14 protein-coding genes and 1 pseudogene are annotated in these 13,624 nt (G+C 34.9%); 2 read left to right on the forward strand and 13 right to left on the reverse strand.

Features of this window, described 5'->3' with window-relative positions; genetic code table 11:
- Positions 1-24: 24 nt before the first annotated feature.
- From AA650_RS05185 to AA650_RS05240, 11 genes are all read right to left on the reverse strand, one after another.
- Positions 25-573 (reverse strand): carbonic anhydrase, encoded by a 549-nt coding sequence (locus AA650_RS05185; protein ID WP_053538240.1) that lies wholly within the window; start codon positions 571-573, stop codon positions 25-27.
- A gap of 201 nt (positions 574-774) precedes the next feature.
- Entirely contained in the window at positions 775-2,463 is a 1,689-nt protein-coding gene (locus AA650_RS05190; protein WP_053538241.1) for a SulP family inorganic anion transporter, read from the reverse strand.
- Between the two features lie 242 nt (positions 2,464-2,705).
- A complete protein-coding gene (locus tag AA650_RS05195; RefSeq protein WP_053538242.1) occupies positions 2,706-2,966 on the reverse strand; it encodes a hypothetical protein in 261 nt (86 codons plus the stop codon).
- Between the two features lie 135 nt (positions 2,967-3,101).
- Complete coding sequence (locus AA650_RS05200) at positions 3,102-3,749, reverse strand: Uma2 family endonuclease (protein ID WP_081424152.1); 648 nt, start codon at positions 3,747-3,749, stop codon at positions 3,102-3,104.
- A gap of 71 nt (positions 3,750-3,820) precedes the next feature.
- The gene (locus AA650_RS05205; protein ID WP_015080921.1) at positions 3,821-4,048 is read right to left on the reverse strand and encodes a type II toxin-antitoxin system HicA family toxin; all 228 of its coding nucleotides are present in this window, start codon (positions 4,046-4,048) and stop codon (positions 3,821-3,823) included.
- A complete protein-coding gene (locus tag AA650_RS05210) occupies positions 4,045-4,257 on the reverse strand; it encodes a type II toxin-antitoxin system HicB family antitoxin (RefSeq protein WP_053541194.1) in 213 nt (70 codons plus the stop codon). The genes AA650_RS05205 and AA650_RS05210 overlap by 4 nt, the downstream gene beginning before the upstream one ends.
- 76 nt (positions 4,258-4,333) lie before the next feature.
- Positions 4,334-4,615: a hypothetical protein gene (locus AA650_RS05215; RefSeq protein WP_053538243.1), complete on the reverse strand. Its 282-nt coding sequence runs from the start codon at positions 4,613-4,615 to the stop codon at positions 4,334-4,336.
- Between the two features lie 185 nt (positions 4,616-4,800).
- Positions 4,801-5,034 (reverse strand): HigA family addiction module antitoxin, encoded by a 234-nt coding sequence (locus AA650_RS05220; RefSeq protein WP_053538244.1) that lies wholly within the window; start codon positions 5,032-5,034, stop codon positions 4,801-4,803.
- 84 nt (positions 5,035-5,118) lie between these two features.
- Positions 5,119-7,554 (reverse strand): hypothetical protein, encoded by a 2,436-nt coding sequence (locus tag AA650_RS05225; RefSeq protein WP_199924386.1) that lies wholly within the window; start codon positions 7,552-7,554, stop codon positions 5,119-5,121.
- A 450-nt stretch (positions 7,555-8,004) separates the two neighbouring features.
- Positions 8,005-8,472 carry a hypothetical protein gene (locus AA650_RS05235; RefSeq protein WP_053538247.1) on the reverse strand — a complete coding sequence of 156 codons (468 nt, stop codon included), beginning with the start codon at positions 8,470-8,472 and terminating at the stop codon, positions 8,005-8,007.
- A gap of 49 nt (positions 8,473-8,521) precedes the next feature.
- Positions 8,522-8,728, reverse strand: coding sequence for a hypothetical protein (locus AA650_RS05240; RefSeq protein ID WP_053538248.1), 207 nt, complete (start codon positions 8,726-8,728; stop codon positions 8,522-8,524).
- Positions 8,729-9,009: 281 nt separating this feature from the next.
- Between AA650_RS05240 and AA650_RS05245 the strand changes: the two are divergent.
- Positions 9,010-10,258: pseudogene (locus AA650_RS05245) on the forward strand (ISNCY family transposase).
- A gap of 301 nt (positions 10,259-10,559) precedes the next feature.
- Here AA650_RS05245 and AA650_RS05250 read toward each other — a convergent pair.
- Positions 10,560-11,102 (reverse strand): hypothetical protein, encoded by a 543-nt coding sequence (locus AA650_RS05250; RefSeq protein WP_199924387.1) that lies wholly within the window; start codon positions 11,100-11,102, stop codon positions 10,560-10,562.
- A gap of 167 nt (positions 11,103-11,269) precedes the next feature.
- A complete protein-coding gene (sufR, locus tag AA650_RS05255; protein WP_053538250.1) occupies positions 11,270-11,941 on the reverse strand; it encodes an iron-sulfur cluster biosynthesis transcriptional regulator SufR in 672 nt (223 codons plus the stop codon).
- 238 nt (positions 11,942-12,179) lie between these two features.
- Here sufR and sufB point away from each other — a divergent pair, with 238 nt between their 5' ends.
- Positions 12,180-13,619 (forward strand): Fe-S cluster assembly protein SufB, encoded by a 1,440-nt coding sequence (gene sufB / locus AA650_RS05260; protein ID WP_053538251.1) that lies wholly within the window; start codon positions 12,180-12,182, stop codon positions 13,617-13,619.
- The last annotated feature ends 5 nt before the right edge of the window (positions 13,620-13,624 follow it).

Below are 13,624 nucleotides of genomic sequence, written 5' to 3' on the forward strand. Positions count from 1 at the left end.
GAAAGGATTAAAGATGTTCCATTTTTAAAGTTTTGGTAAAATTTGTTGGAATTCTCCTTGATTGAGAGTTGCAAAATACAGTTCAACTTTAAGATCAGGATAGCGATCGCAAATTGATGAATAAGCTTGATTTAAATAATCTGTATGTACTTGCAACTCTCGTTCTGGATCTTTGCTTAAATTAGGGTCAATCATCATTGCATAAGCCCCACAATCCTGATGATCAATGATAATCACTTTGTTGATATGATGGAGTTTATAGGATATGTCTAACTGATCCCAAAATGCTTCAGCATCAGACTTGTGGGGGAATCCTGTTAAAGCTAATGAAGCACCAGCTAAAGCTGTTAAATCATATTTATCTGTGAGATTTTTATTCCTTAAAAAAGACTGTTCTGCTGTCAAAAACCGGAAGTCAATACAACTCAGAACTAAAGCTTGGGATTGATTGACTGTGGCTTTTGCTGGTGTCGCTGATTGCAGAACAGTAAATCCCACTGCTGCGGGAAGGAAAGATCTAAGAAAATGACGACGACTAGAACAACAAAGACATTGATTGATATTTTTATTCATGTTTTACAAAAGAAGGGAACAGGGAACAGGGAACAGGGAGCAAATAAGAAACACTCATTTGCACCAGTTTAAAGCTCAGTCAAAAAAAGGATGTTTTTAAAAGATGCGTAGCACGAAGAAAACAGTGTCATTATTTCAATCTCATGTTTGTAAACATGAGTTTTTCCTGTTCCCTGTTGCCCGTTCCCTGTTCCCTCTGAATTAGTCATTTAATTCCATTAATTCTTTTGATTTCAAATCAATTGCTCCTGGTTGCGAATATTCTATAATTTCAGGAGAGATAGAATAAATAGCATCTGTGGTTGTTTCAAAACAATTGGACAAACCAATAGTTTTTAATAATCCCGAACGTTCTAGCAGTTGTTTAACTTCCGGTTGTAAACCTGTGAGAATTAAACGACAATTATGGCGTTCTAAGTCGTGGTAAATATCCTCTAAAGCCACTAACCCAGTTGTATCCATATTTGGCACAAACCGCAACCGCAGAATTAAATATTTGACTTCTGGTTCATCTCGAATAAAGGTAGCAAATCTCTCCGCAGCCCCAAAAAATACCGGACCATCTACTCGATAAACAGCAATTTCTTTCCCTAATTCTAGCGAAGTTCCGGGGGGGAATACTTCGGTTTCGGGAATCTTCACTAAACTTAAATCACTCATGCGTTTGATGAACAAAGCGCCGGCAGCAATTAATCCTACCTCGACAGCGAGAACTAAGTCAAATAAGATTGTCACCAACCAAGTCAGAATCATCACCGCAAAGTCGGAATAGGTAGCCCGCATTAACAAGCCAATGGCTTCCCATTCAATCATTCGCACACTAACTACCATCAGGATTCCCGCTAATGCCGCTAGGGGAATCTGTGCCGCTAGGGGTGCTAAAGTTAGCACAATCATGGCTAATGCAGCGCCGTGAATTACTCCAGATAGTCGGGTTTTTCCACCAGAACGGACATTAACAGCAGTTCGCGCAATTGCCCCTGTGGCAGGAATACCAGCAAAAAATGGGACAATGATATTTGCTAACCCTTGACCAATTAATTCGCGATCGCTATTATGTTTCTCACTGACCGTCATACCGTCAGCTACAACCGCTGATAATAAAGATTCAATACTTCCCAATGCGGCTAAAGCCAAAGCTGGATTAATTAGTTCTCGAATTACACTAAAATCATTCCAGTGGGGAATCCCTTGGGGCATGGGTAAAGATTGGGGAATCGCGCCAATTGTGGGAATATTCAAATGGAAATAAGTAGCTATTCCCGTTGCTAACACCAACCCCACTAAAGAACCGGGTATGGTATTATTTATTTTTGGCCATAAAACTGTAGTGACAATTACCACAATTGCCAGTCCCACTGCTGCCCAATTTAAAGCTTCTACATGAGTTAAACTTTGCCAAACTCCCGGCAAAAAATGTTCACTTCGGGGTAGTTTTAAACCAAAGAAATTATTTAATTGACCACAAAAAATAATAACAGCAATCCCATTAGTAAAACCTGCTGTCACTGGGTAGGGAATAAACTTCACTAGCTGTCCGAGTTTGGCTACACCCAAAGCAATTTGGATCATACCAGCCATTACTCCAGCAATCCAAACTTTCTCAATCCCGTATTTAGCAACAATTCCCACCAAAACCACGGCCATTGCCCCCGTTGGTCCGGTAATCTGGACTGGAGAACCGCCAAAAATGGCCGCCACAATTCCCGCAACAATAGCAGTATAGAGTCCCGCTTTTGGTTCGACTCCACTGGCTACAGCAAAAGCTAAAGCCAAAGGTAATGCTACTACTGCTGCTGTTAATCCTCCCGTCAAATCGCCACGCAGATTACTAAACCAGCGCCTCAGACGCAAAAGCTTTGATTCTTGGAGGGTATTTGCGATCGCCATATTGTTATTTCAACTCTTATACAAAATTAGTTGATACACGCAGTAATAGTTATTTACTTGTTAGTAAGGTTTAATTTTGCTCTCTAAAACATCGCTGTCTACCAAACACGCGATTTTTTATTGTATTTATTACAAGATAGTTCTTCCTTATCGAAACCACCATAGCAAATTTTAAATCAATTGTCAACCCCCAATACTTCATATTGGCGTTGAACAGTGAAAAGATTACTGCAAGACACAACTTACCACTTCAAAAACGCTTCCTCAATCCCTTTCTCTCTTCTAATTTTGGCATCAATTTCAAACCAGGTAATAATTTGCTTTGTCGTCAATTCCTCAATAGAAACATCATATTCCTTGGCAATATGTTGTAAAATCCGCAAAGAAGAAATTGTCAATCTACTTAAAAACTTTTCAGGAGAAGATAACAAAGCCGCGTCAACTTGAGCGGATTCTTCTGAAGATAAAAATTGAGTTGATGATTGATTAGGTGAGATATCCATAAAAATTCAAAGTTCTGTTTAATTGCCTTTCTACCATTAAATCATATTATTGTCACCCCTGAGCAATAAAAGCCGAGCAATAAGTAACTCAACCTTAAAAAACATAATACGCAGATCACCGACTTCTTAATTTAATCAAGAAATTTGTGTTTTTAACCAACTCCGAAAATTTTTAATCATTGACACCTCACCCACTTGTAAACTAGAAGCTAAAAACTGAGGAACTTCTGTATTTAAAGGTAAATTTGCAAAGGTTGGTGAACCATTGCAAGGAATATATTTATCCTCAGATAAACTATAAATTTGCATCACAGGTTCATCATAACGCCAAACTTCAGGAACACCTAAAGCTAAATAAATCGGTAATTTATCAATAGAAGAACTAGCATAATCAACTTCTATGACTAAATCAGGTGGAGGATCTTGAGTTAAATCTAAACTGGTTTTATTTCTCATGATTGGTTCATTTTGAATATAGAAACTGGAATCAGGTTCTACACCTCTAGCTAAATCTTCTCTTTTGCAAGTTAATGAACCAGTGCTTTTGACATTGAGATTTAACTCTTCAACTAAAACAATAATTAGATTTTGTAACAAACGGTTATTATGTTCATGGGGCATTAATGGAGTCATAATTTCTAGAATTCCCTGATTATAAGTAAACCTGTTATGGCGATCATCACCTGTTTCTAATAAAATTCGTTCAAATGTCTGCCAAGAAATATGATGGAGAATGACGCTATTGGTGTGAGTGTCGCTGTGAGTAGGTGCTAGAGTTACCATAGAAATTTACCTCGCAGTTTTAATTGTTCTATTATATCACTTTAGGGAATATGGAAAATTCTCCCTAAGAACTAATTTAAAAGTTCTATCAATTCATCTTTAGTTAAATCTGCATCTCGAATTATTTTTACTAATAAACCTTTTCCGATAGTTTTACCACTATGAGAAGGAATAGAAACAACTCGATTATCTTCATGTTTCATTCTGACATGACTTCCCTTTTGTCTGACTATATAAAAACCTACTTTTTCTAATGCAGCAATCAGTTCTTCTCCTGTAATTGTTGGTAATTTAGTCATGATAATACTACTTTTTGCACACCAATAAATTCTGTGGTTAATTCCTCTTCTAGTTCTTCTAAACACATTTCAATAACTTCTTTAATATTTTTAATGAGTTCATCAATAGTTTCTCCTTGACTATAACAGGCTTTAAGTTGGGGAACTTCACCAATATACATACCATCTTCATCTCTTTCAATTACTACATAAAATTCTTTGTTTTTCATGATTTTATTTGTCATTGCGATAGTTTACTAATAGGGTTAGCAATATTCAACTCTTATTATAACACAAAGGAAAGTTCTATAGATCCTTCCATGCTTCGTCTTCCTCTGGAACAAGCCAAATTTTATTTAATGATGATTCACTCATTTCTAAAAATTCTTTAACCAATATTTTATCATCATCTGTATGAACAGATTGTAAATTTTTAACTACTTCTAATGGCAGTCCAGTTAGTTTGACGATAAAATCTAAATCAATACCTTCTCGTAACATATTTACCGCAACTTGGGTTAAACCTTTCTGTAAACCTTTTTCCCATGCTTCTTGTAATGTTTGTGCTGGAATTGATAGGTTGTTCATATTTTTTATATTTATGTAGTTGTATTTTTGTAACCCGATTATATTGTATCATAAAATGATTGATAACCCTGAGTTGATAAGAAAAGGTTATCAATTTTTAACTTTGACTTATGAACATTCAAATAAAAATTTATCGAAAGCGATCGCAGAAGTTTTAATACAGTTATCAGGTGGGGGAAGTTGGTTTAATAAGCATTTTGCAATCTTAAAAAATAACCATCTGAAAATCTAAAATAGAGCCAAAGGCATAAATTTATATCTGCTGTTATTTTAAGTTTACCTGTAATAATTCCTTGAATAGTAGGATAAGTTAAACCTAAATTAACAGCTAAAGTATTTTCGCTGATATCTAATTCTTCTAAAAATTGATATTTTAAAATTTCACCAGCATGGGGATTATATAGTAAGTTGTTTTCCATGACTTTTTCTCCTAATGGTAATCCACTATTTCTACATTATAAGCATTTCCATTTTCCCAAATGAAACAGACCCGCTTAAAACCGTTAAAACTCTTGCCTCCAAGATTCTACCAAGTTTCTATCTACCAGTTGATCTCCCTCATCCCAACTATATTGTCTGATAGGTTCTCCTACAGATACAACTTGATAATGAAGCAACTTCTCTTTTGAAACTACAAGTAACCCAACATTCAGTTGCCATTTTTCTTTTATTTCGTTCTCTTTTTGACCCCATAGATAAAACGTATCATTGAGCAGAAGATGTACACCAATTCCTTTTTCAGTTGCTTTTTGTGCCACATCGCTCACAAGGGAATGTAAGTCACAGGTAACTGATATACTCACAACACCTAAAACTACTACTTTTGCGCTTACAAGAACTGCTGTTTCAATTAATTTTTCAAGATGCGCTATTATTTTTTGTACGTTTTCTTCATTGATGATTCGCCAAAACTTACATTCAACAAGTATGAAAACATTTTTCACAATTATGAATAGATCAATGTCAGAGAATTTATCTTTTTCCCCTATTTTGTGAAGGTCTCCTCCTAGTTGAATGTGTCCAGAAGAAGCAAGCCAGGATAAAAAAACTGCTGCTGATAGTACAGCTTCTCCACCAGTTTTAAGAAAACGGGCTGCTAATTCATTAGGTTTATATGCAAATTCTAACTTATCCAAATTGTCAAACTGAAAATTTTCTTTACAACCTAACTGGAAATTTTCTGCACAACCATTACATTCAACAAATTCATTAATTTTTTCCAATTTGTACCAGTCTTTTAACCCACAATATGGGCATTTTAGGGCATATCCTCGGTATAATAAACCTGCTTCCAATAATGCCGGAAGATTTTGCTCTACTATATTCTTTGCATCTTTCGTATTCTTTGCATCTTTCCGGATCAGATTTAATTCTCGTTCTAAATATCCTTTTATTTCCGAAAATTTTAATCCACTTTGTTCAGATTTATGTGAATACTTTAATTTATTTCCATCTAATTTATTGATTTCCGAGGATTCACTAGTACCAAAAGCCCTAAATATTTTCGCTCCACCTGACATAATTAAATCTCTAGTTTTATCAAAACCTCCAAAACGCTTAATAAAACCTTTAGCATAGCGAGTATGATCATTTAATTCAAAAAATAAACCTTTAATTTTTAACCATCTTGCAATAATTTCTTCGCTTTCAGGTAAATATATACGGCATTCTTCGTTAGAGTAAACTAACCCCGTAACACCCTTGTTAGCAGGTCGTACAGGTTGTGTTTTCCCCTGTTGCCAATCTTTGAATAGAGGGTCTTGAGCATTTTCTGAATATTCGACTTGTCGTATGTGATTAGATAGGAGTACAGCAGAAGTTTGTGTAAAAGGTGCAGAAAACGATTCACCAGAGGCAAAGTCAATTTCTGCATCATATCCAAAAAGATAATTAGAATTTTCGTGTCCAGAGGGTATGATAGGACTAAAGCGTATGGATTTATCTAATGATGAAATTTCTCGTGTTGTAATAACTGGTTTGCTAGAGTAAACGTTACCTGGCTGAAAATCAAACCCGGAATTATTATAAAAAACTCTTACAAAAATATTTCTATCAAATTTATTAAAATTATTATGAATTTGGTTTGCTAAATTTATCGCTTCATCATTTGATAAATTAACATAAATTCTCAATTCCTGCATTGAGAGAAAAAATTTAGACAAAATTGAAATACATTCTTCTAAGTTTTGCAGGAAGTCTTTTTTAGGCAAACAGAACTTATTAATATAACCTATATCTAAACGGCGGTAGTTCCAAAAAATAGCTGCGATATTAATATCATTAGATTCATAAAGGAATAAATTGCAAACTTTTTCATGATCTCGAACTGACCAGCCACCTGAAGACTGTGTATGTACAATCTCCATTTTCGTCATAGAGAGTGAGTTTGTGAATATTCTTGTTGCTGTTAGTAAGCTTGCCTTGAGCAAAAATTCAATAGAATCAATGGTAATTGACCGAGCATTTAGATGGTTTTTTAGGTATCCTTGATATTGATTCGATGGTTTACCAAATTGCAGAAATATCTCATGTCCAAATGTAGAATTATCTGAAATCAAGCAAATATTAGTGTCCGATAAGGGATTTTTGTATATAGAATTTAAAACACGAATAATATGTGGAAATTCTCGAATTTGAGAACCATTTACTGTCTGCAATGGAAGACGAAGAAGATGATCATTCAAATTAGCTATGTCTTCAATTCGCTCTGATAAAAGTTTTAAACAACGACTTGGAAACTCATCTAAGATTTCAGTGACATTTTCTGGAATGTCTTGCTCTGGCAAGAAAATATAATCAGGATTAATTGACTCTAAGGCGTACTGCAAAAGGATAAGTTTATCAGTATCATCAGGTACTGGAAAGATAGCATTTGAAAAGCCACCCCATAAATGTGTGTAAAGTGTCACCGCATTTTTCAGGTCTGTTGTTGTATTCACTAAGTAAACTAAGCGGAGAGGGCGCGGTTTGAGTTTCAGTATTGCCTCATGCTGCATAATAAAGTAATGCCTGTAAATTTTTTGAGTAATTCATATTACTTAATTATCATACTAAATTGCATAGTTTTCAGTTTCCGATCAGAAATTAATTTAGTAACACTTTGAGACAACACCGTAAACCATAATATCAGCAGTTAGAGAGTAGGAAAGAGATAAGAGCGAGCTGATGAAGAAGACCGGCTGCGTTTAAATTGTATTGGCACAATTGAAGATTTAGCACGTCAAAAAATTGAATTACAAGATGCTCAAATACTGACCTTTTATAGCGAAGATTTAGAAGTAGAGGGAATGGTTAAACATTCTCCAGAAGAGAATATTTGGGTTGCGGTGATTGATTGGGATAACATTAGACAAGTAGAAGATATATCTAAATTGATTAAAATATAAAAATTACCCCAAAATATCCGTCAACTTCTCCATCAAATCTTCCGCTAATTCCAACAACTTAACTTCATCAATATCACTATTACCAGAAGCGCGACAACTTCCAGAAACCACAACATCACCAACTAAAAAATCCTTAGCAGCAAAAATCCGATCTTTATCCGTTAATTGACTCAAACAATATTCTAAACCACCAATAATTTCATCAATAGACTTATCCTGTAAACGTTCCTTTACCTTTACTGCAACCACATCATTACTTTCTAAGAAAGTAGTAAGTTTCTCAATATAACCGGGTTCATCGTCATCATCCCCCCAAGTTTCCAACCAATCACCATCTATATCTTCAAAATATAAATCAGCCGCTTCTAACCCATATTTAATAATATCATCTTCTAATTGACGGGCTGATTCTAAATGCTGTAAAAACTGTTCTAGTCTTTTTTGACGTTCAGTAATTTCTTGGTTAATCATAATTACCTCTGTGAGAATTTTTGCTATACAGAATCAAACTAACGAAACACTATAAATTTATTTTTTGATAAATACCATTGTTCAGATTATCACTCTTATCTAGTGCTAAATTAACTATCTGATTGATAAAATCACTTTCACCAGGATTAAAACTTAAAAATAATCCTCTCTCTATTCCCCAAGAAATCAAAGTATCTTCCCAATCATCAGCTTTTGTTTGTGTAAATTCTTGAGATTGGCTAGCAGCAATTCTCATTTTGAAAAAAATAAAGTATTAGCCCCGATTTTGGAATTCAAAATATAGTACAAAGTAACTATTTTTTAGCCATTGCCTCTGGCTAAAAAAACAGTCGGGTTGAAAAATAAGTATGAATACTCAATAAACTAGAGAGATTGCTTGACAACGAATGGGGAAAATCCAGTTTATCGTTCGGGTTTTAGAATAGGGAATCCAAGGGAAATAAAAATTTATAATTGTTGTCAGATGATGTAAAATCGGTGAGTTAAAAATCTGATAGTGCATCAAATTACTCAAACATGACTCCAAAGACAGCGACACTAGAAATTCCTGAATTAATGCAATTTTTACGTCAACAATTACATGATTTACCTGATGAAAGAAAACCTGGAAATAATACGAAATATCAGGTAGAAGACGCAGTGATGGCAGCATTTTCAATCTTTTTTACGCAGTCAGCGTCTTTTTTAGAGCATCAAAGATTAATGAAAAGCAATAAAGGAAAAGATAACGCAGAAAGTTTATTTTCAATTAAGAAAATCCCCTGTGATAATCAAATAAGAAATTTGTTAGATCCAGTTCCAGCCGCTACTATCTTTATGACTTTTCAAGAAGTCTATGAATGGTTAAATAAAAATGGAGTTTTGAAAAAGTTTGTCTATTTAGATGAAGAAATTTTAATCGCTTTAGATGGGACAGAATATTTCTCATCTAAAAAAATTAGTTGCCCTCATTGTAATTGTCGTAATCATCGAAATGGAACTACAACTTATTTTCATGGCTGTGTCACACCCATTGTAGTTTCTCCTAATCAAAAACAAGTAATTAATTTAGAACCAGAATTTATTAAAAAGCAAGATGGGCATCAAAAACAAGATTGTGAAAATGCAGCGGTTAAAAGATGGTTAAATAAGAATCATCAAAACAAGTATGGTTATGCTGCAACTCTTTTAGGGGACGACTTGTACTCTCACCAACCTATTTGTGAACTAGCTCTAAAACAAGGTTATAATTTTATTTTTGTTTGTCTGGAAGCGTCGCATAAAACTGTATATGAATGGCTAGACTTCTTAGAAAAAAGTGGAGAAGTTGCAACCGTTGAAACCAAACAATGGGATGGACGAAAAAATTTAATTTATCGTTATCGTTATGCTTCTAGAGTTCCCTTAAAAGATGAAGACTCCAGTCTCGAAGTTAATTGGTGCGAAGTAACTGTTATTAATGAAAAAACACAGAAAATCATCTACCAAAATAATTGGATTACTAATCATAAGATCACTGAAAATAATGTTGAAAAAATTGTCAAGGCTGCACGCAGCAGATGGAAAGTTGAGAATGAAGGGAATAACATTCTTAAAAATCACGGTTATAATTTAGAGCATAACTTTGGTCATGGAGAAAATCATTTGTGTGAGTTATTATTGTCTTTGAATTTATTAGCTGTTTTATTTCATACTGTTTTAGATTTAGTTAATTATACCTATCAGAAAGTTCGTGAGTTATTAGTAACCCGAACTTCTTTTTTTAATGATATGCGTAGCCTATTAAAATTTATTTGGTTTAAAGATTGGTCGGATTTTTTCTCATTTATTCTCAGGGAATATGTCCCATTTAAAAAAATAAATTCTGGTTGAAAAATGTCAATATATTGAAAGAGGAGGAGAAAGTTATTTATTCAAAAAACTATAAATTTGCTTAGAATTTCAGCTAGATTGGTAAGTTGAAATCAATTCTTCATGTCTAGATTTTTAAAGATTTTTAAAACCCTATCTATCTCCAGCGTCGGATGATAATTATCTATTAAAAAAGAATAATTTAATACAGGGTTTACACTTAAATTAAGAGAATTTTATCTTATTTTTTTCAAAATGAGAATTGCTGATTGGCTAGTCAGTTGCATACAAAGAGGTTGTTCTTGAATACTACTAACTATTATATCACTTGCCATAGATAAGTCTACAATATAGCGTTGTAAGGCTTGACCACCATTCAGCTTAATGACATTAGCAATCAAATTAATTAATTTTTCATCCTCCTGATTGAACTCACCAGACATTAATTTTTTTCTCCAAATATGAAATTTGGGGTCATTTTTACTTAACCATCTAGGAAACAATTCACCATACCAGTATCTTTCAGGAGGTGTCATTAATTCATAAACGTCTTGTCTTTCTGCTTCAGAAGTTAAACGTTTTATATCCAGTCTAATTTCTGTATCTCGAATAAATTGTTGTAAAAACAAAAGCACAAAACGTTTAGACATCAGTGTACCAGGTTTCACATCTTTAATCCAGTTGTTAATCTGGTTTAACCTAATTGCTAAACTGGGATCTATAGTTGATGCTTCCTCAATTAATGATTTTAGTTTTTCCTTAATCTGTTGTGGATGCAAAATATATACCTGAAAAATAATAAAATTTTTTATTTAGTTTATATATTTTTAATGGTTTTGTAAAGTAACAATTTATTTAGTTAACCAGAGTACGTTTTAACGTACTTAAACTATTAGCCCGGAAATTGATTTCCGGGTGGGTATAGAAGCACACAAATAACCCCCACCTAACTTTTTTCCACCAAATAACCACAACGATGTTCACCATGAATTAACCAGTGAGTCCGTTCCACAGTACAATCTGGGAGAATAGCCGCAAACATTTCCAATTCATGACCACAAACGCTGGGAAAAGATTCCGCAACATCAGAAATAGCGCAAGTATGTTCCACAAAAATAAATCTTTCCGCACCACTAGCATCTGATTCCACAGCGTGAAACTCCGCCATAAAACCTTCAGCTTTTCGCAATTCTATCAAATTGGCGACCCGTTCCTGCAAAGAACCATTACCCACCCGTTCATGATATTCTTGGGCTTTACGTTCCCACTGTTTCCGTAAAATAGACTTTACTTGGTCACGTCCCACAGTTTCCGCTAAAGTGTCAAGAAGAGAAACCGCAAACTCGCCATAACCATCACCTAAGCGGTTAGCACTTTTTTGCAAATGTGATCTTCCCACCCGACTCAAATGATAAACGTGCTGGGGTCTGCCCATACTCGGTTGTTCTGATACCGAATATAGAACTAACTCCTCCATCTCTAAATCCTTTAAATGACGACGAATCGCTTGGGGACTCACATCCAAAAAGTTCGCCAACTCAACAGCCGTTGCTTGTGAGTGTTTCAATAGATACTCTAGGATATCCTGCTTAGTTGAGGTCTGCTGGGTAGTCGCCATCTTCTCTACTAGACGCTTCGCAAACGTCCCAAAATAAAAAACTTTTTTTTCTGAAAATTTAACTTAAACAACATTGTTGTTGTTAATCTATCGTACAATGAAAATAGATTAAACAACAGCCGAATTGTTTTAGTCGTTAAACCTATTCTAGCAGTCCTGTTAGGAATTGGTAACAGAAAACGGGAATTAGCTTTGTGCAGCCCGTCGCCCGTCCTTTAAAGAGAACACAAGAGAACCGATGAGCGCATCCGTCACCACCTTAGTCAACCAACCTTACAAGTACGGCTTTGTTACCGATATTGAAGCCGATACTATTCCCCGTGGGTTAAGCGAAGATGTTGTCCGCCTGATTTCCGCCAAAAAGAATGAACCGGAATTTATGCTGGAATATCGTCTCCGAGCATATCATCAATGGCTGAAAATGACAGAACCAACTTGGTCTCATGTCCAATATCCGCCTATTAATTATCAGGATATTATTTATTATTCCGCACCGAAACAAAAGAAAGCCAAACTCAACAGTTTAGATGAAGTTGATCCAACTTTATTGGAAACCTTTGCAAAATTGGGTATTCCTTTAAATGAACAAAAGCGATTAACTAATGTTGCTGTTGATGCGATTTTTGATAGTGTTTCTGTTGCGACTACATATAAAGAAAAACTTGCCAAAGATGGCGTAATTTTCTGTTCTTTTTCGGAAGCTTTACAAGAACACCCAGAATTAATTAAAAAATATTTGGGTAGCGTTGTTCCCATTGCTGATAATTATTTCGCAGCTTTAAATGCGGCTGTATTTAGTGATGGTTCTTTCGTTTATATTCCCAAAGGCTTAAAATGTCCGATGGAATTGTCTACATATTTCCGCATTAATACCGGAGATACAGGACAATTTGAACGGACTTTAATTGTCGCCGAAGAAGGAAGTTATGTTTCTTATTTAGAAGGTTGTACAGCACCAATGTACGACAGCAACCAATTACACGCGGCGGTTGTAGAATTGGTGGCTTTAGATAATGCGGAAATTAAATATTCTACCGTGCAGAACTGGTACGCTGGTGATGTTAATGGTAAAGGTGGAATTTACAACTTTGTAACTAAACGTGGTTTGTGTCAAGGTGTGAATTCTAAGATCTCTTGGACTCAAGTAGAAACCGGTTCTGCGATTACTTGGAAGTATCCCAGTTGTGTTTTAATTGGTGATAATTCTGTGGGTGAATTTTACTCGGTTGCATTAACAAATAATATGCAGCAAGCTGATACTGGAAGTAAGATGATTCACGTGGGGAAAAATACCCGCAGTACAATTATTTCTAAAGGTATTTCTGCTGGTAAATCTAGCAATAGTTACCGGGGTTTGGTGAAGATTAATCCCACTGCTAAGGGTGCGAGAAATTATTCTCAATGTGATTCGATGTTAATTGGTGATAATGCTCAAGCTAATACTTTTCCTTATATTCAAGTTCAGAATAATACGGGTAAGGTTGAACATGAGGCTTCTACTTCTAAAATTGGTGAAGATCAATTATTCTTTTTTGCTCAACGGGGTATTTCTTCGGAAGATGCTATTTCGATGATGATTAGCGGTTTCTGTAAGGATGTTTTTAATCAGCTTCCTATGGAGTTTGCTGTTGAGGCTGATAAGTTGTTGAGTCTGAAACTAGAGGGTAGTGTGGGTTAAGAAAA

The organism is Anabaena sp. WA102, from assembly GCF_001277295.1.
In the GTDB taxonomy this organism is placed as follows: Bacteria; Cyanobacteriota; Cyanobacteriia; order Cyanobacteriales; family Nostocaceae; genus Dolichospermum; species Dolichospermum heterosporum.